The 24,776-nt window shown below is 70.1% G+C and carries 24 protein-coding genes and 1 tRNA gene; 15 read left to right on the forward strand and 10 right to left on the reverse strand.

The genetic code is table 11. The annotated features are described in order from the left end of the window. Positions 1–9: 9 nt before the first annotated feature. A complete protein-coding gene (locus tag GXW71_RS07785) occupies positions 10–309 on the forward strand; it encodes a DUF1330 domain-containing protein (protein ID WP_211851854.1) in 300 nt (99 codons plus the stop codon). 11 nt (positions 310–320) lie between these two features. On the opposite strand, the gene GXW71_RS07790 is transcribed toward GXW71_RS07785, so the two are convergent. The 3 genes from GXW71_RS07790 to GXW71_RS07800 form a co-directional block, all read right to left on the reverse strand. After that, positions 321–875: an HD domain-containing protein gene (locus GXW71_RS07790; RefSeq protein WP_211851855.1), complete on the reverse strand. Its 555-nt coding sequence runs from the start codon at positions 873–875 to the stop codon at positions 321–323. A 50-nt stretch (positions 876–925) separates the two neighbouring features. After that, complete coding sequence (locus GXW71_RS07795) at positions 926–2,587, reverse strand: Na/Pi cotransporter family protein (protein WP_211851856.1); 1,662 nt, start codon at positions 2,585–2,587, stop codon at positions 926–928. Between the two features lie 142 nt (positions 2,588–2,729). Continuing rightward, positions 2,730–2,804 (reverse strand) — tRNA-Val (locus tag GXW71_RS07800). 78 nt (positions 2,805–2,882) lie between these two features. Here GXW71_RS07800 and GXW71_RS07805 point away from each other — a divergent pair. Then, positions 2,883–3,677, forward strand: a complete 795-nt coding sequence (locus tag GXW71_RS07805) for a DUF3108 domain-containing protein (RefSeq protein WP_211851857.1) — start codon at positions 2,883–2,885, stop codon at positions 3,675–3,677. On the opposite strand, the gene GXW71_RS07810 is transcribed toward GXW71_RS07805, so the two are convergent. Then, on the reverse strand, positions 3,664–4,317 hold the full coding sequence (locus GXW71_RS07810) for an HAD-IA family hydrolase (RefSeq protein WP_211851858.1): 654 nt from the start codon (positions 4,315–4,317) through the stop codon (positions 3,664–3,666). The genes GXW71_RS07805 and GXW71_RS07810 overlap by 14 nt on opposite strands. A gap of 116 nt (positions 4,318–4,433) precedes the next feature. Between GXW71_RS07810 and glmU the strand changes: the two genes are divergently transcribed. Next, positions 4,434–5,735 carry a bifunctional UDP-N-acetylglucosamine diphosphorylase/glucosamine-1-phosphate N-acetyltransferase GlmU gene (gene glmU, locus GXW71_RS07815; RefSeq protein ID WP_211851859.1) on the forward strand — a complete coding sequence of 434 codons (1,302 nt, stop codon included), beginning with the start codon at positions 4,434–4,436 and terminating at the stop codon, positions 5,733–5,735. Between the two features lie 3 nt (positions 5,736–5,738). Continuing rightward, complete coding sequence (gene glmS / locus GXW71_RS07820; protein ID WP_211851860.1) at positions 5,739–7,562, forward strand: glutamine--fructose-6-phosphate transaminase (isomerizing); 1,824 nt, start codon at positions 5,739–5,741, stop codon at positions 7,560–7,562. Positions 7,563–7,683: 121 nt separating this feature from the next. Here the strand turns inward: glmS and GXW71_RS07825 are convergent, their stop codons facing one another. The 4 genes from GXW71_RS07825 to fahA form a co-directional block, all read right to left on the reverse strand. Further along, positions 7,684–7,836 (reverse strand): DUF3309 family protein, encoded by a 153-nt coding sequence (locus GXW71_RS07825; protein WP_211851861.1) that lies wholly within the window; start codon positions 7,834–7,836, stop codon positions 7,684–7,686. 93 nt (positions 7,837–7,929) lie between these two features. Then, positions 7,930–8,874, reverse strand: coding sequence for a Bug family tripartite tricarboxylate transporter substrate binding protein (locus GXW71_RS07830; protein ID WP_211851862.1), 945 nt, complete (start codon positions 8,872–8,874; stop codon positions 7,930–7,932). Between the two features lie 5 nt (positions 8,875–8,879). Continuing rightward, the gene (locus tag GXW71_RS07835) at positions 8,880–9,668 is read right to left on the reverse strand and encodes a cyclase family protein (RefSeq protein WP_211851863.1); all 789 of its coding nucleotides are present in this window, start codon (positions 9,666–9,668) and stop codon (positions 8,880–8,882) included. Between the two features lie 25 nt (positions 9,669–9,693). Beyond that, positions 9,694–10,992: a fumarylacetoacetase gene (gene fahA, locus GXW71_RS07840; protein ID WP_211851864.1), complete on the reverse strand. Its 1,299-nt coding sequence runs from the start codon at positions 10,990–10,992 to the stop codon at positions 9,694–9,696. 79 nt (positions 10,993–11,071) lie between these two features. Between fahA and GXW71_RS07845 the strand changes: the two genes are divergently transcribed. Continuing rightward, positions 11,072–11,755: a GntR family transcriptional regulator gene (locus tag GXW71_RS07845; RefSeq protein WP_211851865.1), complete on the forward strand. Its 684-nt coding sequence runs from the start codon at positions 11,072–11,074 to the stop codon at positions 11,753–11,755. Between the two features lie 50 nt (positions 11,756–11,805). Beyond that, entirely contained in the window at positions 11,806–13,284 is a 1,479-nt protein-coding gene (locus GXW71_RS07850) for an NAD-dependent succinate-semialdehyde dehydrogenase (RefSeq protein WP_246526379.1), read from the forward strand. A gap of 45 nt (positions 13,285–13,329) precedes the next feature. On the opposite strand, the gene GXW71_RS07855 is transcribed toward GXW71_RS07850, so the two are convergent. Both GXW71_RS07855 and GXW71_RS07860 read right to left on the reverse strand, forming a co-directional pair. Next, positions 13,330–13,572 carry a hypothetical protein gene (locus GXW71_RS07855; protein WP_211851866.1) on the reverse strand — a complete coding sequence of 81 codons (243 nt, stop codon included), beginning with the start codon at positions 13,570–13,572 and terminating at the stop codon, positions 13,330–13,332. A gap of 50 nt (positions 13,573–13,622) precedes the next feature. Then, positions 13,623–14,402 (reverse strand): tetratricopeptide repeat protein, encoded by a 780-nt coding sequence (locus tag GXW71_RS07860; protein ID WP_211851867.1) that lies wholly within the window; start codon positions 14,400–14,402, stop codon positions 13,623–13,625. Between the two features lie 104 nt (positions 14,403–14,506). Between GXW71_RS07860 and gorA the strand changes: the two genes are divergently transcribed. The 9 genes from gorA (at position 14,507) to cysS (ending at position 24,767) form a co-directional block, all read left to right on the forward strand. Then, entirely contained in the window at positions 14,507–15,907 is a 1,401-nt protein-coding gene (gorA, locus tag GXW71_RS07865; protein WP_211851868.1) for a glutathione-disulfide reductase, read from the forward strand. Between the two features lie 51 nt (positions 15,908–15,958). Continuing rightward, positions 15,959–17,335 carry a class II 3-deoxy-7-phosphoheptulonate synthase gene (locus GXW71_RS07870; protein ID WP_211851869.1) on the forward strand — a complete coding sequence of 459 codons (1,377 nt, stop codon included), beginning with the start codon at positions 15,959–15,961 and terminating at the stop codon, positions 17,333–17,335. Continuing rightward, on the forward strand, positions 17,332–18,498 hold the full coding sequence (locus GXW71_RS07875) for a beta/alpha barrel domain-containing protein (protein WP_211851870.1): 1,167 nt from the start codon (positions 17,332–17,334) through the stop codon (positions 18,496–18,498). Before GXW71_RS07870 ends, GXW71_RS07875 begins: the two co-directional genes overlap by 4 nt. Positions 18,499–18,595: 97 nt before the next feature. Then, positions 18,596–19,492 carry a DMT family transporter gene (locus GXW71_RS07880; RefSeq protein WP_211851871.1) on the forward strand — a complete coding sequence of 299 codons (897 nt, stop codon included), beginning with the start codon at positions 18,596–18,598 and terminating at the stop codon, positions 19,490–19,492. A gap of 31 nt (positions 19,493–19,523) precedes the next feature. Continuing rightward, positions 19,524–21,191: an NAD+ synthase gene (locus GXW71_RS07885; RefSeq protein ID WP_211851872.1), complete on the forward strand. Its 1,668-nt coding sequence runs from the start codon at positions 19,524–19,526 to the stop codon at positions 21,189–21,191. After that, the gene (locus GXW71_RS07890) at positions 21,188–21,574 is read left to right on the forward strand and encodes a hypothetical protein (RefSeq protein ID WP_211851873.1); all 387 of its coding nucleotides are present in this window, start codon (positions 21,188–21,190) and stop codon (positions 21,572–21,574) included. Before GXW71_RS07885 ends, GXW71_RS07890 begins: the two co-directional genes overlap by 4 nt. Next, complete coding sequence (locus GXW71_RS07895; RefSeq protein ID WP_211851874.1) at positions 21,571–21,879, forward strand: hypothetical protein; 309 nt, start codon at positions 21,571–21,573, stop codon at positions 21,877–21,879. The genes GXW71_RS07890 and GXW71_RS07895 overlap by 4 nt, the downstream gene beginning before the upstream one ends. Beyond that, positions 21,876–23,210, forward strand: a complete 1,335-nt coding sequence (gltX, locus tag GXW71_RS07900; RefSeq protein ID WP_211851875.1) for a glutamate--tRNA ligase — start codon at positions 21,876–21,878, stop codon at positions 23,208–23,210. Before GXW71_RS07895 ends, gltX begins: the two co-directional genes overlap by 4 nt. Positions 23,211–23,348: 138 nt before the next feature. Continuing rightward, a complete protein-coding gene (gene cysS / locus GXW71_RS07905) occupies positions 23,349–24,767 on the forward strand; it encodes a cysteine--tRNA ligase (protein ID WP_211851876.1) in 1,419 nt (472 codons plus the stop codon). Positions 24,768–24,776 lie beyond the last annotated feature (9 nt).

A 24,776-nucleotide genomic window follows, 5' to 3' on the forward strand; every position in this document is an offset into this window, starting at 1 on the left:
CCGGATGCCATGCCCGCCTATCTCATCTCCGACGTCACCGCCAAAGATCCGGAAGCCTTCCGAATCTATCGCGCCCGTGCCGCCGCTTCGATCGCGCGGCATGGCGGCCGCTACCTGGTGCGCGGCGGTCCGATCGAGCCTCTGGAAGGGGATTGGGCGCCCCACGCCGTCGTCGTGGTCGAGTTCCCGGATCTCGAACGGGCGCGGGCCTGGTACCGGTCGCCCGAATACGCATCCGCCCTCGCTGTCCGCGACGAGGCCCTGAGCCGCAACCTCATTCTCGTCGACGGTATCAGCGAGGTCGGGTAGGCCGCGCCGGCTCAGGCCGGGCGCAGGCAGGCCGCGACCAGCGGCATGAAATGCGCGACGGATGGGGTCTCGAGCCCTTCCACCTTCGCTTCCTCGTCATAGCGGCGAAGGATCACCGCCGCCTCGGCCTGCGGCAGGGCACGGAAGGCCGCAACCTCTGCCGGGCTCATCGGCCCGCCCTGGAGTGAGAGGCTGAGCACCGAATCCGGCGCCAGGCGATCGAAGTAGCCTTCCTCGGTTGCGCAGAGATAGCGCTTCGCGGCGACATGCAGCCGCACCGGCTCGGTCACCTCCGGCCCGAAATGCCGGCGCAGATAGGCATCGCCCAGCGCCTCGTGCCGGTCATCGACACCCTCCGCCGCCGGGTTCTCCCCGAGGTCGTGGACCAGATGGCCGATATCGTGCAGCAGGCAGGCGACGATCAGCGGCGCCGGATGCCCGGCCTGCTCCGCCGACCAGGCCGCCTGCAGCGCATGCTCGCGCTGGGTCACGGCGTGCAGGCCATAAAGCCCGTCGGCGCGGTGGGTCAGCAGATGCTCGATCTCGGCAAGGCGTGGGTCGGTCATGGAGCGCGAGGCTAGTCGCCCCGGGCAGGCGGCGTCCATCGTCGCCTGCCTCAGGCGCCCGGGGCGGCGATGCGGCTCGGCAGCAGCTCCCCGTTGCGCTCCAGCACCGGATAGGCGGCGGCCGCGATAATGTGCGAGTTGATCAGCTTCATGTCGCGCAGCAGGTCGAGATGCAGCGCGCTGGTCTGCGCCGAATCCAGCCGCCCGGCGCGTAGTCGCGCGAAATGCGCTTCGGTCGCCACGCCCTCGGCTTCCCGGAAGGCGACCTTCTCGGCAGCGAGCAGCCGCGCCGCCCGCGGATCCTCGGTCATGAAGAGGGAGGCGGCGGCGCGCAGATTGGCGATGAGACGGTCGAGCAGCGCGATCAGCTCCGCCTCGCCATGGCTGGAAAAGGCAAGGCCGCGCTTCAGGCGCTTCGCGGCATGCGGCAGCAGGTTGAGGTCCACGACATCGCCCGCCTGCTCCATGTTCATGGCAAAGGCCAGGATGGCGTGCAGCCGCCGGTGGTCGGCCTCGCCCAGCTCCTCCGTATCGATCGAGGTCAGGTAGGCCTTGATCGCGGTGTTGAGGCTGTCCAGCACATCGTCGAGGCGCCTGGTCTCCCCGATCTGCTTCCGGTCGCCCTTGGACAGCGCGTCGCGGGCGCCGCGCAGCATCTCCTCCAGCACATCGGCCAGGCGCAGCGCCTCTCGCGCCGCGCCGCCGAGTGCGACGATCGGCGTCTCCCGCGCTGAGCGATCGAGGTAGAGCGGCCGCGCAGGATCCGCCGGATCGGCGCGCGCCGGCAGCAGCCAGCGCAGCAGCCGGCTGAAGGGGGTGAGCAGGGGGAAGAACAGCGCTGCCAGGGCGAGGTTGAAGAGGGTGTGGAAATCCGCCACGGCGCGGCCGGGATCGGCGATGATGGTTTCCGCCAGCCGCGCGAGCCAGGGCAGCGCCATCAGCGCGATGCCGGCGCCGATCGTGCGGATCAGCAGGTTGCCGACCGGCAGGCGTCTGGCGGCCGGATCCTGGCTGGTGACACCCTCGATCACCGGGTTGATGGCGGTGCCGAGATTGGCGCCGAGGGTGAAGGCGATCGCGGTCTCCATCGGGATGATGCCGCGGGCGGCGAGCGACATGACCAGCAGCACCACAGCGACGCTGGAATGCACCGCCCAGGTGACGATGGCCGCGAGCAGCAGGTCGAGCAGCGGCACCGAGGCGATGGCGCCGAGCAGCGCCCTGAGCCCGGGCGCGTCCTCATAGGTGGCCAGCATGCCCAGCATCTGATGCAGCGCCATCAGCATGAGCCCGAGGCCGATGAAGACGCGGCCGAGGTCGTGCAGCAGCGGGCTGGCGTCGCGGCGGAAGAGGATAAGGCCGATCAGCACCAGCGCCGGCGCGAAGGCGGCGACATCGAAGGAGAGGAGCTGGACGATCAGCGTGGTGCCGATATTGGCACCGAGCATCACAGCGAGGGCCGGCACCAGCTCCACCAGGCCGCTGGCGGCGAAGCCGGTGACCATCAGCCCGGTCGCGGTGCTGCTCTGCAGGACCGCGGTGACGCCGGCGCCGACCAGGACGGCGCGCAACCGGTTGCGCAGTGCATGGCCCAGCGCCGAGCGCAGCCGCGGCCCGAAGGCACGCTGCACGCCGGTCTGCACCATATGCGTGCCCCAGAGCAGCAAAGCGATCGCGCCGGCCAAGCCGACCAGCGCCACGGACATCGCCATCTCCGGCAGATCCTCCTGCGGGCGAATGGGCCCAAGAAAATCAACTTTGGGCGCAAGGGCGCTGCCGGCAAGCCACAATTTCTACAATTGTCGAAATGTCGGCGGCCGGTTCCGGCTGCCCTGGGATCGCGGCGGATCCCAGTGGTGGGTGCGACAGGGATTGAACCTGTGACCCTCGCCGTGTGAAGGCGATGCTCTCCCGCTGAGCTACGCACCCGCTGGGGCCGCGACGGATAGGGCGCTCACCAGGAGGTGTCAAGCGGGAGCGGGACTGGCGTTCGACAAGTGTGCTTCCATGCCCACCGCCATGCGCAAGCGCCTCCTCGCCACGCTGCTGCTGACGCTGCCCGGCCGGCCGGAGGCGGCGCCGGTCGACCTGACCTACACGGTTTATGCGGCAGGCCTTCGCATCATGGAGGTGACGGCACGGCTCGATCTCGGGGATGATCGTTACCGGATCGAGGCGACGACCCGCACCGTGGGCGCGGCCGCGCTCTTCGCGCGCAGCACCCAGGTCACGATGGTCGAGGGCGGCTGGCGCGGGCCGGAGCCGGTGCCCCGCCGCTACCGCGCCGACGGCACGCTGCGGGGCGAGCCGCGGCATGTGCATATCGATTTCGATGGCCGTCGGCCGCTGCTGCGCCGGGTCGAGCCTCCGAACGAAGTGGAGCGCGAGGCGGTGCCGGAGGCGATGCTGCCCGGCAGCGTCGATGCGCTCTCGGCGCTCGCTAGGATGATGCGTCTGGCGGGGATGGAAGGCAGTTGTGATGCCCGCGCCAGCACCTTCGATGGACGGCGCCTGCAGGCCTGGCGCAGCCGGACGGAAGGCGTTGAGCGCCTGACCGTTCGTTCGATCCGTTTCGACGGCACGGTGCTCCGCTGCGGTTTCGAGGGGCGGGTGGTCGCCGGCTTCCGCAACGGCGATCCGCGCGGCGATGCGGCGCGGCCCTTCGGCGGCACCGCCTGGCTCGGCACCGTCAGCCCCTTTCTGCCGCCGGTGCCGGTGCGACTGGAGTTCGACACGCGCTGGTTCGGCACCGCGCGCGCCGAGCTGGAGGGCGTCGCGACGCCGCCGGTCACCGCGCCGTGAGCAGCGCTCCGGCCAGCGCCGGCACCGACTCCGGCGTCTCGGCGACCGGTGCATCGGCCGCCATGGTGCGCGGGCCGTAGCCCCAGCCAGCGAAGATCGCGGGGATGCCGGCGCCGCGGGCGGCGTCGATGTCGTTGGCGTGGTCGCCGAGCATGACCGCGGCCTCGGCCCGGCCGCCGGCCGCCTCCAGCGTCGCCAGCAGGTGGCGCGGGTCGGGCTTCTTCACCGGGAAGCTGTCGCCGCCGCCAATCGCGGCGAGATGCGGCGCCAGGCCCAGGCTGCCGAGCAGGGCACGGGCCGGCGCTTCCGGCTTGTTGGTGCAGACCGCGAGGCGCCAGCCCGCATCACTGAGCGCCCCCAGCATCGCGGCGATGCCGGGAAAGGGGCGGGTGAGCTCGGCGGCGCGCGGGGTGTAGTCGGCCAGGAAGGCGGCGGCGGCTTCGGGCGGTTCGCGCATGGCACGGGCAGCGAAGGCGCGGCTGACCAGGGCCGGCACGCCGTCGCCGACCATGGCGGTGACCTCCGCCCGGGTGAAGGGCGTGGCCCCCAGCGGCACCAGCAGGCGATCGAGCGCGGCCAGCAGGTCGGGGACGCTGTCCACCAGGGTGCCGTCGAGGTCGAGCAGAAGGATAGGGGGCATGGCGCTGGCGGACCCTTGGCGATTGGAACGGCCTCTTATGCCGCGTCATCTGCTGCAATGCGAAGTGACGGGCACCAAGCTTGCCCCGGCGCGGCCCCAGGCGCTACGCGGTGCCCATGCGCGCCGCCATCATCCTTGCCGCCGGCCTCGGCACCCGCATGAAGTCCAGCCGCCCGAAGGCGCTGCACGCCATCGCCGGCCGGCCGATGCTCGCCCATCTCATCGCTGCCTGCGAAGGCCTCTTCGATCGTATCGTGGTGGTGGTGGGGCCGGAGATGGTGGCGCTCGAGAAGGTCGCCGCGCCGCATGCGACGGTGGTGCAGCATGAACGCCTCGGCACCGGCCACGCCGCGCTGCAGGCGGCGCCGCTGCTGGACGGCTTCGCCGGCGACGCGGCGGTGCTCTATGCCGACAATCCACTCATCACCCGGGCGACCTTGGAGCGCCTGGTCGCGGCACGGCGGCAGGCGGGCCTCGCGCTGCTCGCGATGCGCCCGGCCGACCCCGCGCGCTATGGCCGTGTGCTGACCGACGCGAATGGCGATATTACCAGGGTCGTCGAATGGGCCGATGCGACGGCGGCGGAGCGCGCCGTCGGCCTCTGCAATGCCGGCGTCGTCTGCGCGGAAGCCGAATCGCTGCTGCGCTGGCTGCGCGCTGTCAGCAACGACAATGCCAAGGGCGAGTATTATCTGACCGACGTGGTGGCGCTGGCCCGGCAGGATGGCGAACGTGCGGTCGCCGTCGAGGCGCCGGAGGCCGAGCTGCGCGGCATCAATTCCCGCGCCGAACTCGCGGAGGCGGAGGCCGCGATGCAGGCGCGGCTGCGCGCCGCGGCCTTCGAGGCCGGCGTGACGATGCAGGCGCCGGAGACGGTCTTCCTCGCCGCCGACACGGTGCTGGCACCGGATGTGGTGATCGGCCCGCATGTGGTGTTCGGCCCCGGCGTGACGGTGGCCGAAGGGGCGGAGATCCGCGCCTTCTCGCATCTCGAAGGCGCGCGGGTCGAGCGGGACGCGATCATCGGTCCCTATGCGCGGCTCCGGCCAGGCACGGTCGTTGAAGCACGCGCCCATGTCGGCAACTTCGTAGAGCTGAAGGCGGCGACGCTGGGCGAAGGCGCCAAGGCGAACCACCTCAGCTATCTCGGGGATGCCACCATCGGTGCCGACGCCAATATCGGTGCCGGCACCATCACCTGCAATTACGACGGCATCGCCAAGCATCGCACCGAGATCGGCGAGGGCGCCTTCATCGGCAGCGACACGGCGCTGGTGGCGCCAGTCAAGGTCGGCGCGCGTGCATTGGTCGCGGCGGGCAGCGTCATCACCGAGGATGTGCCGGCCGATGCGCTGGCGATCGCGCGCGGCCGCCAGGTGACGAAGCCGGGGCGGGGTTTTCGGGGGAAGGGGAAGTAGCGCATGTGCGGAATCGTGGGCGTCGTCGGGCGTGAGGATGCGGCGCCCCGTCTGCTGGAGGCGCTGCGCCGTCTGGAATACCGCGGCTATGACAGCGCCGGAATCGCGACGCTGGTGAACGGCCATATCGATCGCCGCCGCGCCGAAGGGAAGCTCACCAACCTCGCCACCATCCTCGATCAGCAGCCGCTGCCCGGCACCACCGGCATCGGCCATACCCGCTGGGCGACGCATGGCGCGCCGACCGAGCGCAACGCGCACCCGCACGGTACCGCCCGCGTCTCCGTCGTGCACAACGGCATCATCGAGAACCACGCCGCGCTGCGCGATGAGCTGGAGGCAAAGGGCCAGGTCTTCGAGACCGAGACCGACACCGAGACCTTCGCCCGCCTGCTCGACCAGGCGCTCACCGAAGGGGCGACGCCGGAGGAAGCTGCTTCCGCCGCACTGAAGCGCGCGCATGGCGCCTTCGCGCTGGCCATGATTTTCGCCGGCCACGGCCGCAAGCTGATCGCCGCCCGCCAGGGCGCGCCGCTCGCGATCGGCTATGGCGAGGGCGAGATGTTCATCGGCTCCGACGCGTTGGCGCTCGCGCCGATGACCCGCCGCATCGCCTATCTGGAGGAGGGCGACTGGGCTGTCGTCGATGATGGGGGCGCGCAGTTCTTCGACGCGAAGGATCACCCCGTGCAGCGGGCGATCAAGGTCACCGCCTTCTCCGGCGCCGCGACCGGCAAGGGCAATTACCGCCACTTCATGGAGAAGGAGCTGCACGAGCATCCGGTCGTGATCGGGGAGACGCTGCGGCAATATGTCGACCCGGCGACGCGGGCGGTCGCGCTGCCGCCGCTGCCTTTCAATCCCGCGATCGTGCCGCGCCTGACCGTCACCGCCTGCGGCTCCGCCTTCCTCGCCGGCCTCGTCGGCCGCTACTGGATCGAGGGGCTGGCGCGCATCCCGGTGGAGGCGGATGTCGCCTCCGAACTCCGCTACCGCGACCCGCCGCTGGCCGAAGGCGGCGCCGCGCTGCTGGTCAGCCAGAGCGGCGAGACCGCGGATACGCTGGCGGCGCTCCGGCTGCTGAGGGCCGGCGGGCAGAGCGTGCTCGCCGTGGTCAATGTCGATGAGAGCAGCATGGCGCGGGAGAGCGATGCCGCGCTGCTGACTGTGGCGGGGCCGGAGATCGGCGTCGCCTCCACCAAGGCCTTCACGGCGCAGCTTTCGGTGCTGGCGTGTCTGGCGATCGGCATGGCGCGGGCGCGCGGCACGATCGATGCGGTGCGGGAGGCAGCGCTGACCGCCGCGCTGCTGGAGCTGCCGGGCCACGCCGCCGTGCTGCTGGAGGATGGCGCCACCATCCACGCGCTGGCGGAGGAAGTGGCGCAGGCGCGGGACGTGCTGTTCCTCGGCCGCGGCAACCTCTTCCCGATCGCCATGGAAGGTGCACTGAAGCTCAAGGAGATCAGCTACATCCACGCCGAGGGCTATGCCGCCGGCGAGATGAAGCATGGCCCGATCGCGCTGATCGATCCCGCGGTGCCCGTGATCGCGCTCTGCCCCTCCGGCCCGCTCTTCGAGAAGACCGCGAGCAACCTGCAGGAGGCAGCGGCGCGCGGCGGCCGCATCATGGCCTTCACCGATGCGCTGGGTGCGCCGGCGCTGCGGCGCTTCGCGAAGCATGTGATCGAGCTGCCGACCGTCGATCCCTTCGTCGCGCCGATCCTGCATGCGATGCCGGTGCAGTTGCTCGCCTATCACGTCGCGGTGCTGAAGGGCACCGACGTCGACCAGCCGCGGAACCTCGCGAAGAGCGTCACCGTCGAGTGACGGCCCATCCCAGAGCGGTTTCCACTTCGCTGTGCTCGTTTCAACCGCTCTGGCGTTTATCTTGGCGAGCAGATTCACGCCTCCGGGCGATTCCGCCCTCCGGCGATCTGCTCTGGGGCGATCAGATCCTGCCCATCAAGAGCAACACGATGATGATCAGCAGGATCAGCCCGAGGCCGCCGGAGGGATACGGCCCCCAGCCGCGGCTATAAGGCCAGGCCGGCAGGGCGCCGATCAGCAGCAGGATCAGGATGATGATCAGGATGGTGCCCATCCGGCGCCTCCGCGTTCCGTTCCTCCGGCCAGGTGCCGGCGCGGAGACGGAACGGCGGAATTGTCGCTTTGGTTGCAGCCCTCCTGCCAGCTTTCACTCCGGCTGCACGCCGAGCTCGCGCAGGATGCGCGCATAATTCCCGAATTCGCTGCGCACCATGGCGGTGAATTCGGCGCGTGGCATGAAGTTCACCACCACCCGCCCGGTCTCCGCCACCCGGCGGAATTGTGGGTCGTCGACGCCACTGCGGCAGGCCGCCTCGAGCTGGTTCAGCACTGGCTCCGGCGTGCCGTGCGGGGCATAGATGCCGACCTGACTGAGCTGCTCGGCATCGATGCCCTGCTCGCGCGCGGTCGGGACATCCGGGTAGGCGGGGTGCCGGTGCGTGGAGAAGACGGCGATCAATCGTAGCCTTCCACTGTCCACCAGCTCGCTCGCCGAGGCGACCACGGTCGAGGAGAAGTCGAGCCGCCCGCCGAGCAGCTCATTCAGATGCGGCGGGTCGCCGCGATAGGGGACATGGGTGAATTCGACACCGGTCGCGCGCTGCACCCGCCAGATGGCGAGTTGCGGCAGCGAGTTCGGGCCGGCGCTGCCGAAGGTGAGGGAGCGCCGCCGCCCTTCCGCGACCAGCCCCGGCAAGTCGCGGATCGGACTGTCGGCCCTGACCACCGCGCCGAGGATGTTTTCGTTGGTGCCGCAGACCGGCGCGAAGCTGTTCGGCCCGATGCCGGCGTTGCGCAGCAGATGCGGCTGCACGACGATTGCGGTCATTGGAGTCAGTCCGAGCGTATGCCCGTCCGGCGCGCTCAGCGCCACCGAGCGCATGCCGACCACGCCGGAACCGCCATCGCGGTTGGTGACTACCATCGGCTGCCCGAGCACGCGCTGGAAATGCTCGCCGAGTGCCCGGGCATAGCCATCGGCGGCACTGCCCGGTGAATAAGGCAGCACGAGCGTGATCGGCCGATCGGGGTAGGCGCCTGCCGGCAGCGTGGCCGCGAGTGACAGCGCGGCGGCGAGGAGCAATCGGCGCATGGCTCTCACTCCTCCAGGATCGCGACGGCGCGGGTCCAGCCGGCGGAGCCGCGATGCACCTTCACCGGGAAGCAGGCGACCGTGAAGCCGTCCGCGGGCAGGCTTTCGAGGTTGCTGAGCTTCTCCATGTGGCAGTAGCCGATCTCACGCCCGGCGCGATGGCCTTCCCAGATCAGCGACGCGTCGCCGGTCGCCTGCACCTGGCGCTTGGTGTGGGAGAAGGGCGCGTCCCAGCTCCAACCATCGGTGCCGGTGACGCGCACGCCGCGCTCCAGCAGCCAGAGCGTCGCTGCCTTCCCGACGCCGCAGCCGGCGTGGATGTAGTCCGCCTCGCCGTAGCGGCTGCCGGCGCGGGTGTTGACGACCACGATCTCGAGCGGGCTCAGCGTGTGTCCGATGCGCTTGAGCTCGGCCTCCACATCGCCGGGTGTGGCGACATAGCCATCCTCGAAATGCCGGAAGTCGAGCTTGACGCCAGGCTGGAAGCACCAGTCGAGCGGCACCTCGTCGATCCGCCAGGAGGGTTCGCCGCCCGGCACCGTCCGCTCGTTCATGCGGCTGAAGAAGTGGTAGGGCGCGTCGAGATGGGTGCCGTTGTGGGTGCTGATATGCACGCGCTCCACGGCGGCGTATTCACCACCCGGAAGCTGGTCGATCGCGATGCCGAATTCCTGCGCCATCATCGGCGCGGTCATGTGGTGGTCGTGATACTCGATCTCCGGCAGCATGCGCGGCGGGTCGCTCGCGATGCCAGCCTTCAGGGCGACCGAGATGTCGATGATGCGGCGGGCCATGTGGTGACGTTCCCTCTTTGATGGTTCAGGCCTGGGGCCATTCCGGGGCGGGCAGGACGGTGCCGCGGCATTCGCCGAAGCCGATGCCGACGAAGCCCGGGCGCTCGGCGCGGGCGCGGAAGGTGACCTCGTCGCCATCCTCCAGGAACATCCGCTCGGTGCCGTCGGCGAGGCGGAGCGGGTTGTTGCCGAGCGTGATCTCGAAGAGGCAGGCGCGTTCGTGATCCTCGGGGCCGGAGACGGTGCCGCTGGCGATCAGGTCGCCGGGCCGCAGGTTGCAGCCATTGCTGGCGTGATGCGTCAGCATCTGGCCGAGCGTCCAGTACATGTGCCGGAAATTGGTCGCGACGATGCGCTCGGCGCGCGCGGCGCCGGCGGGCTTCAGCCAGGCCTCCATGGCGATGTCGAAATGCCCGGATGCCTGGTCGAAGGGGTCCGAGAGGTGGGGCAGGGGCGCCGGATCCCCTTCCGGCCGCACCGCCGCCGCGCAGCGGAAGGGCGCCAGCGCCGCCGCCATCACCACCCAGGGCGAGATCGTGGTCGAGAGGGATTTCGAGAGGAAGGGGCCGAGCGGCATGCTCTCGAAGCGCTGGATGTCACGCGCCGACCAGTCGTTCAGCAGGCAATAGCCGAAGAGGTGGTCGGGCGCGCGGCCGAGCGGGATCGGCTCCCCAATCGCGTTGCCGGGGCCGATGAAGGCCGCGAATTCCAGCTCGAAGTCGAGCGCGGTGCAGGGGCCGAAATTGGCGCCGCCGCCGCGCTCGCCACGGATGCCGAGCGGCCGGCGCACCGCCTCCCCGGAGACGCGGAGCGAGGAGGCGCGGCTGTTATAGGCGATCGGCAGCCAGCGGAAGGCCGGCGGCAGCGGATTGTCGGGACGGGTGGCGCGGCCGCCGCGCAGCGTGTGGTCGTAGGAGGTGAAGAAGTCGGTGAAGGCGCCGACCGCGGCGGGCAGGTGCATCTCGGCTGCCGCCATCGGTACCAGATGCGGCAGCGGCACCGCACCCTCCCGCAGCAGTGCCGATAGCCGCGCGCGCAGCGCGGCGGCGGCGCGGTTGCCGAGCGCCATCAGGGGATTGAGCGTCGGGCCCGCGGCGGCGGCGGCTTCGGCCGCCGCGCCTTCGAACAGCCCGGCCTCTCGCGCCGCGGCGAGGTCGAGGATCGCATCCCCGATCGCGACCCCGGCCCGAGGGGCGGTGCCGGGGGTCGAGAAGATGCCGAAGGGCAGGTTCTGGATCGGGAAATCCGTCCCCGGCGCATTCGCGGCCGCGACCCAGGAACGGAGCGACGGGTCATGCGTGGCGTCGGTCGCGGCATCGCGCATCGGAGACGTTCCTCGAAGATGTTTGACGTGTTGAAGGCAGAAAAATATATTTCATTGGAATTGTCGATAGGGAGTCTGCATGCCCGAGCCGATGGGCGACCCGGCGACCGCCACCGAGGCGGCCGCCCGGCTGCTGCGGGCCGACATCCTGGCTGGAATCCTGCCGCCGGCGACCCCGCTGCGGCTGCGCATGCTGGCCGACCGCTACAACATCGGCGCGACCCCGCTGCGGGAGGCGCTGTCGCGCCTGGCCGCGCAGGGCGTTGTGGTGTCGGAGGGACAGCGCGGCTTTTCGGTGCCGCCGGTGACGCGCGCGCATCTGCTCGACATCACGCAATCCCGCCAACTCGTGGAGCCGGAGGCGCTGCGCCTCGCGATGCAGCATGGCGACGCCGCCTGGGAGGATGAGATCGTCGCCAGCTTCCATTTGCTGAAGCGAGAGCTGGAGCGCCGCGTCTCCTCGAGCGAGGCCTGGCTCGATGCCTATGAGGCGAAGCACCACCGCTTCCACCGCGCGCTCATCGCCGCCTGTCCGCTGGTCGCGGTGAAGGCTTTCTGCGACGCGCTCTATGAGCAGAAGACCCGCTATCGCCGCGTATTGAAGAGTGCGGGCCTGTTCGCGGACCGCGCCGTCGCGGTGCACGAGGAGCTGATGCAGCTCACCCTGGCGCGGGACGCCGAACGGGCGCCGGCCGCGCTGGCGCTGCATATCGGCACCACGGCGGACGCGGTGCTGCGAGTCTTCGACGCCGCACCCGGCTGACAGCAGGCGGTGCGGCGCCTATCTTCCTCTCGCAAGACCAGGAGGACGCCATGCTCGATGCCACAACGAAGCTGCCGCTGAAGGATCCCGATCTCTTCCGGCAGGCCAACTACATCGACGGGCAATGGGTGCAGGCGGACAGCGGCAAGACGCTTGCCGTGAAGAACCCGGCGACCGGTGAGGTGATCGGCCACGTCCCGGCGCTCAGCGCCGTCGAGACCCGCCGCGCGATCGAAGCCGCGAATGCGGCCTGGCCGGCCTGGCGCGCGATGCTGGCGAAGGAGCGCGGCGCCATCCTGCGCCGCCTGAACGACCTGATGCTCGCCAATGCCGACGACCTCGCGGCCATCATGACCGCCGAGCAGGGCAAGCCGCTCGCGGAAGCGAAGGGCGAGGTGGTCTATTCCGCGAGCTTCATCGAGTGGTTCGCCGAGGAGGGCAAGCGCGTCTATGGCGAGACCATTCCGCAGAACGCCAAGGGCCGCCGCATCCTGGTGACGAAGGAGCCGATCGGCGTCTTCGCGGCGATCACGCCCTGGAACTTCCCCTCCGCCATGATCACCCGCAAGGCCGGCCCCGGCTGGGCCGCAGGCTGCACCGGCGTGATCCGCCCGGCGTCCCAGACGCCGTTCAGCGCGCTGGCGATCGCCGTGCTCGCGGAACGCGCCGGCATGCCGAAGGGCGTCTGCAACGTCATCACCGGGCCCTCCGGCGAGACGGGGCGCGAGCTCACCTCCAACCCGATCATCCGCAAGCTCTCCTTCACCGGCTCGACCGAGGTCGGCCGCGTGCTGCTGGCGCAATGCGCGGAGACCATCAAGAAGACCTCGATGGAGCTCGGCGGCAATGCGCCCTTCATCGTCTTCGACGATGCCGACCTCGACCAGGCGGTGCTGGGCGCCATGGCGTCCAAGTACCGCAACACCGGCCAGACCTGCGTCTGCGCCAACCGCATCCTGGTGCAGGACGGCGTCTATGACGCTTTCGCCGCCAAGCTGAAGGTCGCGGTCGAGGCGCTCAAGGTTGGCAACGGCATGGAGGATGGCGTCACCCAGGGCCCGCTGATCAACGCCGATGCGGTGACCAAGGTCGAGGAGCACATCGCCGATGCGCTGAAGCGCGGCGCCAATGTCGTCACCGGCGGCAAGCGCCACGATCGCGGCGGCAATTTCTTCCAGCCGACCGTGCTCGCCAACGTGCCGCATGACGCGCAGATCTTCCGCGAGGAGACCTTCGGCCCGGTGGCGCCGCTGTTCCGCTTCAAGACGGAAGCGGAGGCGATTGCACTCGCCAATGACACCGAATTCGGCCTCGCCTCCTATTTCTACGCCCGCGACGTCGGCCGGATCTTCCGCGTGGCGGAGGCGCTGGAATACGGCATCGTCGGTATCAACGAAGGCATCATCTCGACGGCCGAGGTGCCGTTCGGCGGCTTCAAGCAATCCGGCCTCGGCCGCGAAGGCAGCAGCCACGGCATCGAGGAATATATCGAGATGAAGTACCTGGCCCTCGGCGGCATCGGGAGCTGACGGTTCGGGGCGAGGGGCCTCGCGCCTCTCGTCCCGGCCAGCAGGTCAGCTCGGGAAAATCACGTCGGCGACTACTGAAACGGCGTCGCTGACGAAATCCGCAACAGCATCGCCGGCATGGTCCGGGGCCGCGTCATGTGCAGTCTCCCGGATACGCATTTGCACCTCCTCCAGCGCCGCGTTGCCCGCGGCATCCAACAGCGAATCCCGGAACTGCCGCTGCTGCGGAGGCTCGGCGTCAGAGGCCGGCGGATCGGCGTCGGGCGATGGCGGGCTGGTGTCGGACATGGCCGTCTCCTGTGGCGCTCATCGGAAGCTGACCATCGATATCGTTTCGATCAAGGGGCGAGCATCGCCTCCACCTCCGCAATCACAGCCCGGATCTCCGGCTCCGGCCGGTCCGCCAGCCGGGTGAGCAGGGAGCGCCGGAAGGGCTCATTGGCCAGGCGCGCGGATTCCCGGAACCAATGCGCGGCCTCCTCGATGCGGCCGAGCGTGGTCAGCAGAGTGCCGAGGTTGAACTGGCCACGGAAATCGCCGCGCTCGGCCGACAGCCGATAGAGCTTCACCGCGCCTTCCGGGTCGCGCGGCATCTGCCAGCCTTCCTCCATGTAGCGGGCGACCATGTTCAGCGACTTGGCGTGGCCCTGCGTGGCTGCAGCGCGATACCAGCCGAGCGCCGCGGCGCGATCCATCGCCACGCCGTCGCCCCGGAGCAGCATGTTGGCGAAGTTGTACTGGCCCCAGTCGAAGCCGGCCTCGGCGGAGCGGCGGAACCAGGCGACGGCCTCCCCGAAGTCGATCGCTGTCCCCCAGCCCAGCTCATGGCAGCGGCCGAGCATGTTCATCCCCTCCGGCTCCCCGGCCCAGGCCGCCGATCCGAACCAGAAGAAGGCGGCGTCCCTGTCCTGCGGCACCCCGTGGCCGTCCAGCAGCATCTGCCCCCAGAGGGTCTGGGCCCTGGCCATGCCGTATTTGGCGGCCGCCTCCACCCAGGGTGCGGCCTCCTCGGGCGGGGCGCTGAAGGCGGCGGCCAGGGCGTCCGGGCCGGCGGCGCTCAATTCACCGAAGGAGATGCTGCGGCGCGGCGCCGGGGCGGGGCGGGGGCGGAAGAACATGTGTCGCCGATAGCTCGTTTGCGAGTCGTTCGCAAACAGGCAAGCTTGGCGCCGGGCCGTCGGCACCCCAATCTCCTGCGCCGATCCTCAGGAGTCTGCCCAGCATGGCCGCCTATGATTTCGATCTCTTCGTCATCGGCGGCGGCTCGGCCGGGGTGCGCTGCGGCCGCATCGCCGCGGGATACGGCGCCCGGGTGGCGGTGGCGGAGGCGCGCTTCTGGGGCGGCACCTGCGTCAATGTCGGCTGCGTGCCGAAGAAGATCATGGTCAATGCCGCCGAATACGGCGCCTGGGCGGATGATGCCCGCGCCTTCGGCTGGGACATCGCCAAGGGCGCGCATGACTTCGCCGCACTGGCCGCCGCGCGCGATGCCGAGGTGACGCGGCTTTCCGCCATCTACAGCCGGCTGCTGACCAATGCGGGGGCGACGGTCTTCGATGCCCGCGCGAGTTTCATCGATCCCCATACCCTCGATGTCGGCGGCAAGCGCGTGACCGCGGAGCGCATCGTCATCGCGACCGGTGGGCAGACCGTGAAGCCGCTGATCCCGGGCGCCGATCTCGGCATCGATTCCGATGGTGTCTTCCTGCTGAAGACGCTGCCGAAGCGCATCGCGATCGTGGGTTCAGGCTACATCGCGGTGGAATTCGCCGGCGTCTTCCGCGGCCTCGGCTCGGAGGTCGAGCTGATCTACCGTGCCGAGCGGCCGCTGCGCGGCTTCGATGAGGATATGCGCGCCGCCCTCGATGAGGCGATGGAGGCGGACGGCATCCGCCAGCACCGGGGCGAGACGCCGGAAGCCCTGGAACGGGCCGGGGAGGGGCTGCAGCTCCGGCTCTCGAGCGGACGGGTCATCGCTGCCGATACCGTGCTCTTCGCCACCGGCCGGGTGCCGAACACCGCGACGCTGGGGCTCGAGGCGGCCGGCGTGACGGTGAGCGCGACCGGCGCCGTGGTGGTCGATGCGGAGCATGCCACCTCGCAGCCCCATATCTTCGCGATCGGCGACGTCACCGACCGGCTGAACCTGACGCCGATGGCGACCGCTGTCGGCCACGCGCTGGCCGACACGCTGTTCGGCAAGACGCCGCGCCGCGCCAGCTACGAGAACGTGCCGACCGCGGTCTTCTCCTCGCCCCCGATCGCGACAGTGGGACTGACGGAGGAGGAAGCCGCCGCCCGCGGCCCGGTCGACATCTATCTCTCCCGTTTCACCCCGCTCCGGCACACCATTAGCAAGCGGACGCGGCGCACCACCATGAAGCTCGTGGTCGACCAGAAGACCCGCCGGGTGCTGGGCGCGCATATGCTCGGCGACGATGCCGCCGAGATCATGCAGGGCATCGGCATCGCCGTCGTCATGGGCGCCACCAAGGAGGATTTCGACCGCACCATCGGCATCCACCCGACGGCGGCCGAGGAATTCGTGACGCTGCGGACACGGACGCGGGAGGCTGGCATCCCCGCCCCGCATGGCCCCGCCGGCACCGGCGCTTCCACCTGACCCTGGCCTGTGGCTATGGTCACCTCCCTTCGATCGGAGCCTGGATATTCCATGACTGCGCGTGGCTGGAGCCCGGATAGTTGGAGGCAGATGCCGATCCGGCAGGTGCCGGATTACCCCGACATGGCGGCCCTGGCCGCCATGGAGGCCAAAATCGCGCGCTTCCCCCCGCTGGTCTTCGCCGGCGAGGCGCGGCGGCTGAAGGCTGCGCTGGCCAGGGCCGGCGAGGGTCAGGCCTTCGTGCTGCAGGGCGGCGACTGCGCCGAGGGCTTCGCCGATTTCACCGCGAACACCATTCGCGACAGCTTCCGCGTCCTGCTGCAGATGGCTGTCGTGCTGACCTTCGGCGCCTCCCTTCCGGTGGTGAAGCTCGGCCGCATGGCAGGGCAATTCGCGAAGCCCCGCTCCTCCGACACCGAGACCAAGGACGGCGTGACGCTGCCTTCTTATCGCGGCGACATCGTCAACGGCCCGGACTTCACGCCGGAGGCGCGCATCCCCGATCCGTCGCGGATGGAATTCGCCTATATGCAGTCGGCGGGCACGCTGAACCTGCTGCGCGCCTTCGCGACCGGCGGCTATGCCGACCTGCACCAGGTGCATCGCTGGAACCTGGGCTTCGTCGCCCGCAGCCCGCTGGCCGACCGCTACGCCGACCTGGCGCACCGGATCGACGAGACGCTGAACTTCATGCAGGCCTGCGGCATGTCCGACGCCCCGCAGGTGCGGGAGACGGATTTCTACACCTCGCATGAGAGCCTGCTGCTGCCCTACGAGCAGGCGCTGACGCGGGTCGATTCCACGACCGGCGACCCCTATGCCTGCTCCGCGCATTTCCTTTGGATCGGCGACCGCACCCGGCAGCCGGAGGGCGCGCATGTGGAGTTCCTGCGCGGCGTCCGGAACCCGATCGGCATGAAGGTCGGCCCGACCATGGAGGCCGACGAGCTGGTGCGCCTGACCGAGATCCTGAACCCGGCGAATGAGAAGGGGCGGCTCACGCTCATCTCCCGCATGGGGGCGGACAAGGTCGAGGCGAAGCTGCCGCCGCTGCTGCGCGCCGTGCGGCGCGCCGGGCGGGAGGTGGTCTGGCTCTGCGATCCGATGCACGGCAACACCACCACGGTCGGCAGTTACAAGACCCGCAGCTTCGACGCGATCCTCGGCGAGGTCCGGCGCTTCTTCGACGCGCATCTGGCGGAGGGCACCTTCGCCGGCGGCGTGCATGTCGAGATGACCGGCAGTGACGTTACCGAATGCCTGGGCGGCGCCCACAAGCTGACGGAGGCCGACCTCTCCGCGAATTACGCGACCTTCTGTGATCCGCGCCTGAATGCGGAGCAGTCGCTGGAGCTCGCCTTCCTGATCGCGGAGGAGCTGAAGGCCCGGCGCGTGCCGGGGACCGCACCGGCGGTCGCTGCGCAATGACCACCGACCGCGCGGCGGAGGAAGTGACGGACGCCGCCATCGCCGCGCGCACCGACAGCTATTTCAAGCGCACCCGGGCCGTCGTCGAGCGCTTCGGCGATGCGCGGGTCACCTATGCGGTGTTCCTCCGACGCCCGGTGATCTCGGCGCCACGCCTGGCGCTCGATTTCCTGCGGCGTGCCGCGGCCCAGCGCGGCACGGATTTCGCGATCGAGCTGATGCACGAAGAAGGGCAATGGGCCGGCGCCGGCGATCCGCTGCTCTACATCTCCGGCAGCTTCGCGAAGCTCTCGGAGCTGGAGACCATTCTGCTCCAGAAGCTCGGCGCGCCTTGCGTCGCGGCGCACAACGCCTACCAGATGTGCCTCGAACTGCCCTCCGCCTCCTTCCTGGCCATGGAGGCCCGGCACTGCGCCGGCGCCGAGATGCAGGAGATGATGGCCTATGCCGCCTCCGTCGGCAGCGCCGCCGCCCGCAAGGAAGGGGCCAAGGGCTTCATCGGCAATGCCAATGACGCGACGGCTCATTGGTTCGGGGAGCCGGCGGGGCGCGGCACCATGCCGCATGCCCTGATCGGTTATGCCGGATCGACCGTCCGCGCCGCCGAGATGTTCCATGAGACCTTTCCGGATGAAGGGCTCACTGTGCTGGTGGATTATTTCGGCCGCGAGGTTTCGGACGGGCTGGCGGTCTGCGCCCGCTTCCCGGAGATCGCGGCTTCCGGCCGCATGGCCGTCCGCCTCGATACCCATGGCGGCCGCTTCCTGGAAGGGCTGGATCCTGCCGAGAGCTACGCAGTGCTGGAGCGCCACGTGCCGGGCGCCATCCGCCGTTACCTCAGCGAGACGGAGCTGCGGCACCTGGTCGGCACCGGCGTCTCCGCCGCCGCCATCTGGCGCATGCGGGAGGCACTGGACGAGGCCGGCTATCCGCATGTGCGGATCGTCGCCTCCTCCGGCTTCGGGGTCGGGAAGTGCCGGGTGATGGCGGAGGCGCGGGCGCCGATCGACGTCGTCGGCACCGGCAGCTTCATCCCCGACGCCTGGAGCGAGACCTACGCCACCGCTGACATCGTCGAATATGACGGCGCCGCGCGGGTGAAGATCGGCCGCGAATTCCTGCTGCGGCGCAATGGCGCGCGCAAGAAGAACGGGCATGGGTGAGCGCGTCCGATGACCGGTGCGCCGGAGGCGTGGAGGTCTGAATTGGCCGCGCCTCCCCGTGAGTTCCTCCGCGCCTGACGGGCGAAGGCTGAATCGGTTGACCAGCGAAACGGAGGCAGCGCTCGCGCGGGAACGCCGCATCGGCTGGCTCTGCGCCCTCGCGGTGGTGCTGATCTGGGTCGGCTTCCAGATCACTGGCCGCGTCGCCGCGCTTTCCCCGCTGACCGCCTGGGATGTCGGCGCCATGCGCTATGTCGGCGCCTTCCTGGCCGTGCTGCCGATCCTGGCGCTGCGCGGCCTGCCGCGCATGGCGCCGCACCGGCTGGCCGCCGTGGTCGCGACTGCCGGCATCGCCTTCCCGCTCTCGGCCTATCTCGGCTTCACCCTGGCGCCCGCCGCCCATGCGGCGGTGATCATGTCGGCCGGGCTGCCGGTCGCGACCAGCCTGCTCGCCTGGATCTTCCTGCGGGAGGTCCCCGGCCGGACGCGCCTGATCAGCCTCGGCGGCGTGGTCGCCGGCGTCTTGCTTCTGGCCTTCGAGGCTGGGCCCGCCGCGACCGGCGCCTGGCGGGGCGATCTCTGCTACGCCGCCGCCGCCTTCAGCTGGGCTGCTTATACCCTGCTGGTGCGGCGCTGGCGGCTGCCGGCGCTGGAGGCGACGCTGGCCGTCGGGCTCTATGCCGCGCTGGTCTACCTGCCGGTCTGGTGGCTGCTGCTGCCTTCGGCCACGGCGGAGGCGAGCCTCGGCGCCATGCTGGTCCCGGTCGTCTATCACGGCGCCCTCGCCGCCGTCGTGGCCGGGCTGTTCTACACACGCTCGGTCGCCGCCCTTGGCCCCGGCCCGATCACGCTCTCGGCCGGGGCGGTGCCGGCCCTGGTCGCGGTTTCGGCCTGGGTGCTGCTGGGCGAACAGCTCGGGCCGGCCGGCATCGCGGGTGTCGGGCTCGCCTGCGCGGGGCTGGTATGGGGTGTCGCCGCGGCGCGCAGGGCGTGACGATATGGGCGATCCGCACTAGATACGGCTCATGGCCGAGACCCTGAAGATCGCACTGGCGCAGATCAATTCGCATGCCGGCGCCATCACCGCGAATGTCGCGCGCATCCGCGCCGCCCGTGCCGAGGCCGCGCGCCTCGGCGCCGACCTGCTGGTGACGCCGGAATTCTCGATCGGCGGCTACCCGCCCGAGGATCTCGTGAAGAAGCCCGCCTTCGTCGCGGCCTGCGCGGAGGCGATCGCGGCGCTGGCCGCCGAAACCGCCGATGGCGGGCCTGGCGTCATCGTCGGCGGCCCCTGGCAGAATGGCGAGCTGCTGCACAACGCGGCCTTCCTGCTCGATGGCGGCAAGGTCGCCGCCCGGCGGGCCAAGCATGAGCTGCCGAATTACGGTGTCTTCGACGAGAAGCGCGTCTTCGATGCCGGCCCAGCGCCCGGCCCGGTGCCCTTCCGCGGCTTCCGCCTGGGGATGATGGTCTGTGAGGACTGGTGGTTCCCGGCCGTCTCCGAGACCCTGTCGGAGAGCGGCGCCGAGATCCTGCTCTCGATCAACGGCTCCCCCTTCGAGGTCGACAAGCATGAGCGCCAGCGCGTGCCGCTGGCGGTCTCCCGCGTGGTCGAGACCGGGCTGCCCTTCGTCTTCCTGGCCCAGGTCTGCGGCCAGGACGAGCTGGTCTTCGAAGGCGCTTCCTTCGTCATGAACCCGGATCGCGGCCTCGCCCACCTGCTGCCGATGTTCCAGGAGGAGATCCGGCTGACCGAATGGCACCGGGAGGGGGAGCGCCTGGTCTGCGCCCAGGGTGCGGTCGCGCCGACGCCGGAGCCACTGGCCCAGATCTATGGCGCGATGATGCTGGGGCTCCGCGACTATGTGGAGAAGAACCGCTTCCCGGGCGTGGTGCTGGGCCTGTCGGGCGGCATCGATTCCGCGATCTCGGCCGCGGTCGCCGCCGATGCGCTCGGCCCCGACCGGGTGCACGCGGTGATGATGCCGTCCCCCTACACCAGCGCCGAGAGCCTGGAGGATGCGGCCGCCTGCGCCGAGCTGCTCGGCATCCGCTACGACAGCATTAATATCGGCCCGGCGATGGAGGCCTTCGGCGCCATGCTGGCGCCCGCCTTCGGCAATCGCCCGCCCGATATCACCGAGGAGAATCTGCAGTCGCGCATCCGCGGCGTCACCCTGATGGCGCTGTCCAACAAGTTCGGCGAGATGCTGCTGACCACCGGCAACAAGAGCGAGATGTCGACCGGCTACGCGACGCTCTATGGCGACATGTGCGGCGGCTATTCGGTGCTGAAGGACGTCTACAAGACGACCGTCTTCGCGCTCTGCCGCTGGCGCAACGCGCATGTGCCGGCAGGCAGCCGCGGTCCGCAGGGGGCCGCGATGCCGGAGCGTGTCATCACCAAGCCGCCCTCGGCCGAGCTCAAGCCCGATCAGAAGGACCAGGACAGCCTGCCGCCCTATGAGGAGTTGGATGCCATCCTGGAAGGCCTGATCGAGGGCGAGAAGTCGGTCGATGCGCTGGTGGCTGCGGGCTTCGACCGCGCGACGGTGCTGCGCGTCTGGAAGATGCTCGACCGCGCCGAATACAAGCGCCGTCAGGCGCCGCCCGGCGTGAAGATCACGCCGCGCGCCTTCGGCCGCGACCGGCGTTACCCCATCACCAACGGCTTCACGGCGCTGGTGTCATGAGCGGGCTGTTCTCCCCGGAAGGTGGCTTCAGCGTCCGCATCCTCGACATGTCCGGCGCCAATGGCGCCGAGCCGGTGGAGACGATCCGAGGCTTCCTGACGCTCGAGCATGCCAATGCCTTCGCGCGCCGCTATGTGCGCGACAGCCTGGAGCGCTGCCGCGCGCCGGGTATGGCGGCGGATGCCGTGCTGGCAGCCTGGTTCGCCTATGGCGAGGATGCGGAGATCGAGGAGGGCGGCGACCAGGCCTGGAAGAGTGCCAAGGAACTGGATGCCTTCGCGGCGATGCCGCCGAGCGATGCGGAGGAACGCAACTGGCGTGTCCTCGACCCCCGTGCCGACGAGGATGACGACGAGGATGACGATGGAGACGAGACGGCATGAAGCCGCCCCGCCACCAGGTCCTCTGCGGTGACTTCGCCGCCTACCAGGATCCCGAGGAGGAGTGGACCGTCGAGGGCTTCGCCTCTGCCGAGGCCGCGCAGGAATACGCCCGCCGGTTCATCCGCGCCCAGATCGAGGATTTGCGCGCCGAAGCGCCGGATCCCGAGGCGCTGCGCGCCGCCTATTTCGGCTGGGGCGAATACGCGGCGACCGAGGGGCTCGACACCGAGGCCTGGGTCGCCCATTGCATCGCCAACCCCGCGACCTCCCCGCGTGACACGAACTACCAGGCGATCGAGCCATGAAACTCCGCTTCGCGCCGTCGCCGACCGGCCTCCTGCACGCCGGCAATGCCCGCATCGCACTCGCCAACTGGCTGCTGGCGCGGCGCCATGGCGGGCGCTTCGTGCTTCGCCTCGACGACACCGATACAGCGCGCAGCACGCCGGAATTCGCCCAGGCGATCGAGGAGGATCTGCGCTGGCTTGGCCTCGACTGGGATGAGCGCTTCGCGCAGTCCGAGCGGCTCGATCGCTACGCCGCCGCCGCCGAGCATCTGAAAGGTGCCAAGCGCCTCTACCCCTGCTTCGAGAGCGAGGAGGAACTCGCGGCCAAGCGCGAACGACGCCGCCGCGAGGGCCGCGCCCCGGTCTATGACCGGGAGGCGCTGAAGATGACGCCGGAACAGTACGAGCGTGCGCTGGCGAACGGGAAGCAGCCCTATTGGCGTTTCCTGCTGTCGCCGCGCAGCATTACCTGGCGCGATGCGGTGCTCGGCGGGCGCAGCGTGAAGCTGCAGGCGATCAGCGACCCGGTGCTGATCCGCGCCGATGGCTCCCCGCTCTACACCTTCACCTCGGTGGTGGACGACCTCGAGACCGGCGTCACCCATGTGGTGCGGGGCGAGGACCACGTCACCAACACCGGCATCCAGATCGACCTTTTCGAGGCGCTGGGCGGCGATTCCGGCCGGTTGACCTTCGGTCACCTGCCGCTGCTGACCGATGCCGATGGCGGGCAGCTCTCGAAGCGGCTCGGCTCCATCTCGCTGCGCCAGTTCCGGCGCGACGGCATCGAGCCGGCGGCGCTGGCGGGCTATCTGGCCGCCCTTGGTACCTCCGCCGACCCGGTGCCGGGCATGCCGCGGGAGCTCGCGAAGGATTACCACCTCGGCCGCGTCTCGCACTCGGCGGCGCGCTTCGACCCACGCCATTTGCTGGCGCTGAACCGGCGGGTGCTGCACACGGCCTCCTTCGCTGACGTCCGCGACCGGCTGCCGGAGGAGGCGGACGAGGCCTTCTGGAACGCGGTGCGCGGCAACCTCGACCTGTTGCGGGAAGCCCGGCCCTGGTTCGACGTAGTCCGCGGCAGCATCGTGCCGCCGGCGCAGGAGGCGGAGCTGGATTTCCTCCGCGCCGCGCTGGACGCCCTGCCGCCGGAGCCCTGGGACGAGGCGACCTGGGGCATCTGGGTGGAGGCGTTGAAGGTCACCACCGGCCGCAAGGGCAAGGCGCTGTTCCTGCCGCTCCGCCTGGCGCTGACGGGGGAGGAGCATGGCCCCGACCTCAAGCGACTGCTGCCGCTGATCGGGCGGGAGAGGGTGGTGCAGCGGCTCAGGCTGGGCGCTTCCGCTTGAACCTGGGCCCGCGACCGGGCAGAAAGGACGCCATGTCCGCGTCCAGGCTCCAAGCATCCGCGCTCTGTCGCTGAACCGCCGCCGGGGAGAAGAAATCCCCACGCGCCTGCCTGACCGCACCCCTGTTCCTGGACCACCATGACCGAACTGCACCTGCACAACAGCGCCGCCCGCAAACGCGAGGCTTTCGCGCCGATCGATCCCGGGCATATCAGGCTCTATGTCTGCGGCCCGACGGTCTATGACCTGGCGCATCTCGGCAATGCCCGGCCGGTCGTGGTCTTCGACGTGCTGGTGAGGCTGCTGCGCCGGCTCTATCCGCGCGTCACCTATGTGCGGAACATCACCGACATCGACGACAAGATCAATGCGCGCGCCCGCGAGAGCGGGGAGCCGATCGCGGCCATCACCGCGCGCACCACGGCGGACTTCCACCGTGACATGGCCGCTCTCGGCGCCCTGCCGCCGGATGAGGAGCCGCGCGCGACGCAGAACGTCGCCCAGATGATCACCCTGATCGAGCGGCTGATCGACCGCGGCCATGCCTATGCCGCGGAAGGGCATGTGCTGTTCAGCGTCCCTTCCTACGCCGGGTATGGGCAACTTTCCGGCCGCACGCCGGACGAGTTGCTGGCCGGCGCCCGCATCGATGTCGCGCCCTACAAGCGCGATGCCGGCGATTTCGTGCTGTGGAAGCCGTCCGACGACACGACGCCGGGCTGGGACAGCCCCTGGGGCCGCGGCCGCCCGGGCTGGCACATCGAGTGCAGCGCGATGTCCTGGCGCTATCTCGGCGAGGAGTTCGACATCCATGGCGGCGGGCACGACCTGCTCTTTCCGCACCATGAGAATGAGCTGGCGCAATCCGCCTGCGCTTTCCCCGGCAGCCGCTTCTCCCGCTACTGGATGCACAACGGCATGCTGCTGGTGGACGGGGAGAAGATGTCGAAGTCGCTCGGCAACTTCATGACCGTGCGCGACATCCTGGCGCGGGGCGCCTGGGCCGGCGAGGCCTTCCGGCTGCTGCTGCTGAAGACCCATTACCGCCAGGCGATCGACTTCACCCTGGCCGGGCTCGATGAGGCGAAGCTGGAGCTCGACGACGGCTATGCGATGCTGGCCCGCGCGCCGGCGGCCGACGGCGCTGATATCGCCGCCATGGCGGAATGGGCCATGGCGCCGCTCCGCGACGATCTCAACACACCCGGCACCATCGCGCGGCTGCGCGACCTGCGCACGCTCGAGAATGTCGCGACGGTCGGCGGCAGCGCGACCGCGGTGCTGTCCCGCATCGGGCAGGACTGGGCGCCGGCGCCAGGTGAGGCGGCGGCGGCCTTCCGGGAAGCCGCCGGCGTGCTCGGCCTCTTCCAGGGTGATGCCGAGGCCTGGCTGCGCGGCGGCGTCGATGCGGCGGCGATCGAGGCCGCCATCGCGGCGCGGCTCGCCGCGCGCAAGGCACGCGACTTCGCGGAAGCCGATCGGATCCGCGCCGAGCTGCAGGCGCAGGGCATCGTGCTGGAGGACGGGGCGGGCGGCACCACATGGCGGCGGGCCTGATCTCGCCCC

Origin of the sequence: Plastoroseomonas hellenica (assembly GCF_018129085.1) — a bacterium.
Lineage (GTDB): Bacteria > Pseudomonadota > Alphaproteobacteria > Acetobacterales > Acetobacteraceae > Plastoroseomonas > Plastoroseomonas hellenica.

Coding starts and splice junctions, on each gene's coding strand:
- GXW71_RS07825 (WP_211851861.1), bottom strand. CDS start 7,836: ATGGGCACCATCCTGATCATCATCCTGATCCTGCTGCTGATCGGCGCC.
- GXW71_RS07810 (WP_211851858.1), bottom strand. CDS start 4,317: ATGCCCCCTATCCTTCTGCTCGACCTCGACGGCACCCTGGTGGACAGC.
- GXW71_RS07850 (WP_246526379.1), top strand. CDS start 11,806: ATGCTCGATGCCACAACGAAGCTGCCGCTGAAGGATCCCGATCTCTTC.
- GXW71_RS07890 (WP_211851873.1), top strand. CDS start 21,188: ATGAGCGGGCTGTTCTCCCCGGAAGGTGGCTTCAGCGTCCGCATCCTC.
- GXW71_RS07875 (WP_211851870.1), top strand. CDS start 17,332: ATGACCACCGACCGCGCGGCGGAGGAAGTGACGGACGCCGCCATCGCC.
- GXW71_RS07895 (WP_211851874.1), top strand. CDS start 21,571: ATGAAGCCGCCCCGCCACCAGGTCCTCTGCGGTGACTTCGCCGCCTAC.
- glmU (WP_211851859.1), top strand. CDS start 4,434: ATGCGCGCCGCCATCATCCTTGCCGCCGGCCTCGGCACCCGCATGAAG.
- gorA (WP_211851868.1), top strand. CDS start 14,507: ATGGCCGCCTATGATTTCGATCTCTTCGTCATCGGCGGCGGCTCGGCC.
- GXW71_RS07795 (WP_211851856.1), bottom strand. CDS start 2,587: ATGGCGATGTCCGTGGCGCTGGTCGGCTTGGCCGGCGCGATCGCTTTG.
- cysS (WP_211851876.1), top strand. CDS start 23,349: ATGACCGAACTGCACCTGCACAACAGCGCCGCCCGCAAACGCGAGGCT.
- GXW71_RS07830 (WP_211851862.1), bottom strand. CDS start 8,874: ATGCGCCGATTGCTCCTCGCCGCCGCGCTGTCACTCGCGGCCACGCTG.
- GXW71_RS07835 (WP_211851863.1), bottom strand. CDS start 9,668: ATGGCCCGCCGCATCATCGACATCTCGGTCGCCCTGAAGGCTGGCATC.
- glmS (WP_211851860.1), top strand. CDS start 5,739: ATGTGCGGAATCGTGGGCGTCGTCGGGCGTGAGGATGCGGCGCCCCGT.
- GXW71_RS07785 (WP_211851854.1), top strand. CDS start 10: ATGCCCGCCTATCTCATCTCCGACGTCACCGCCAAAGATCCGGAAGCC.
- GXW71_RS07845 (WP_211851865.1), top strand. CDS start 11,072: ATGCCCGAGCCGATGGGCGACCCGGCGACCGCCACCGAGGCGGCCGCC.
- GXW71_RS07790 (WP_211851855.1), bottom strand. CDS start 875: ATGACCGACCCACGCCTTGCCGAGATCGAGCATCTGCTGACCCACCGC.
- GXW71_RS07855 (WP_211851866.1), bottom strand. CDS start 13,572: ATGTCCGACACCAGCCCGCCATCGCCCGACGCCGATCCGCCGGCCTCT.
- GXW71_RS07870 (WP_211851869.1), top strand. CDS start 15,959: ATGACTGCGCGTGGCTGGAGCCCGGATAGTTGGAGGCAGATGCCGATC.
- GXW71_RS07805 (WP_211851857.1), top strand. CDS start 2,883: ATGCCCACCGCCATGCGCAAGCGCCTCCTCGCCACGCTGCTGCTGACG.
- fahA (WP_211851864.1), bottom strand. CDS start 10,992: ATGCGCGATGCCGCGACCGACGCCACGCATGACCCGTCGCTCCGTTCC.
- GXW71_RS07885 (WP_211851872.1), top strand. CDS start 19,524: ATGGCCGAGACCCTGAAGATCGCACTGGCGCAGATCAATTCGCATGCC.
- GXW71_RS07860 (WP_211851867.1), bottom strand. CDS start 14,402: ATGTTCTTCCGCCCCCGCCCCGCCCCGGCGCCGCGCCGCAGCATCTCC.
- gltX (WP_211851875.1), top strand. CDS start 21,876: ATGAAACTCCGCTTCGCGCCGTCGCCGACCGGCCTCCTGCACGCCGGC.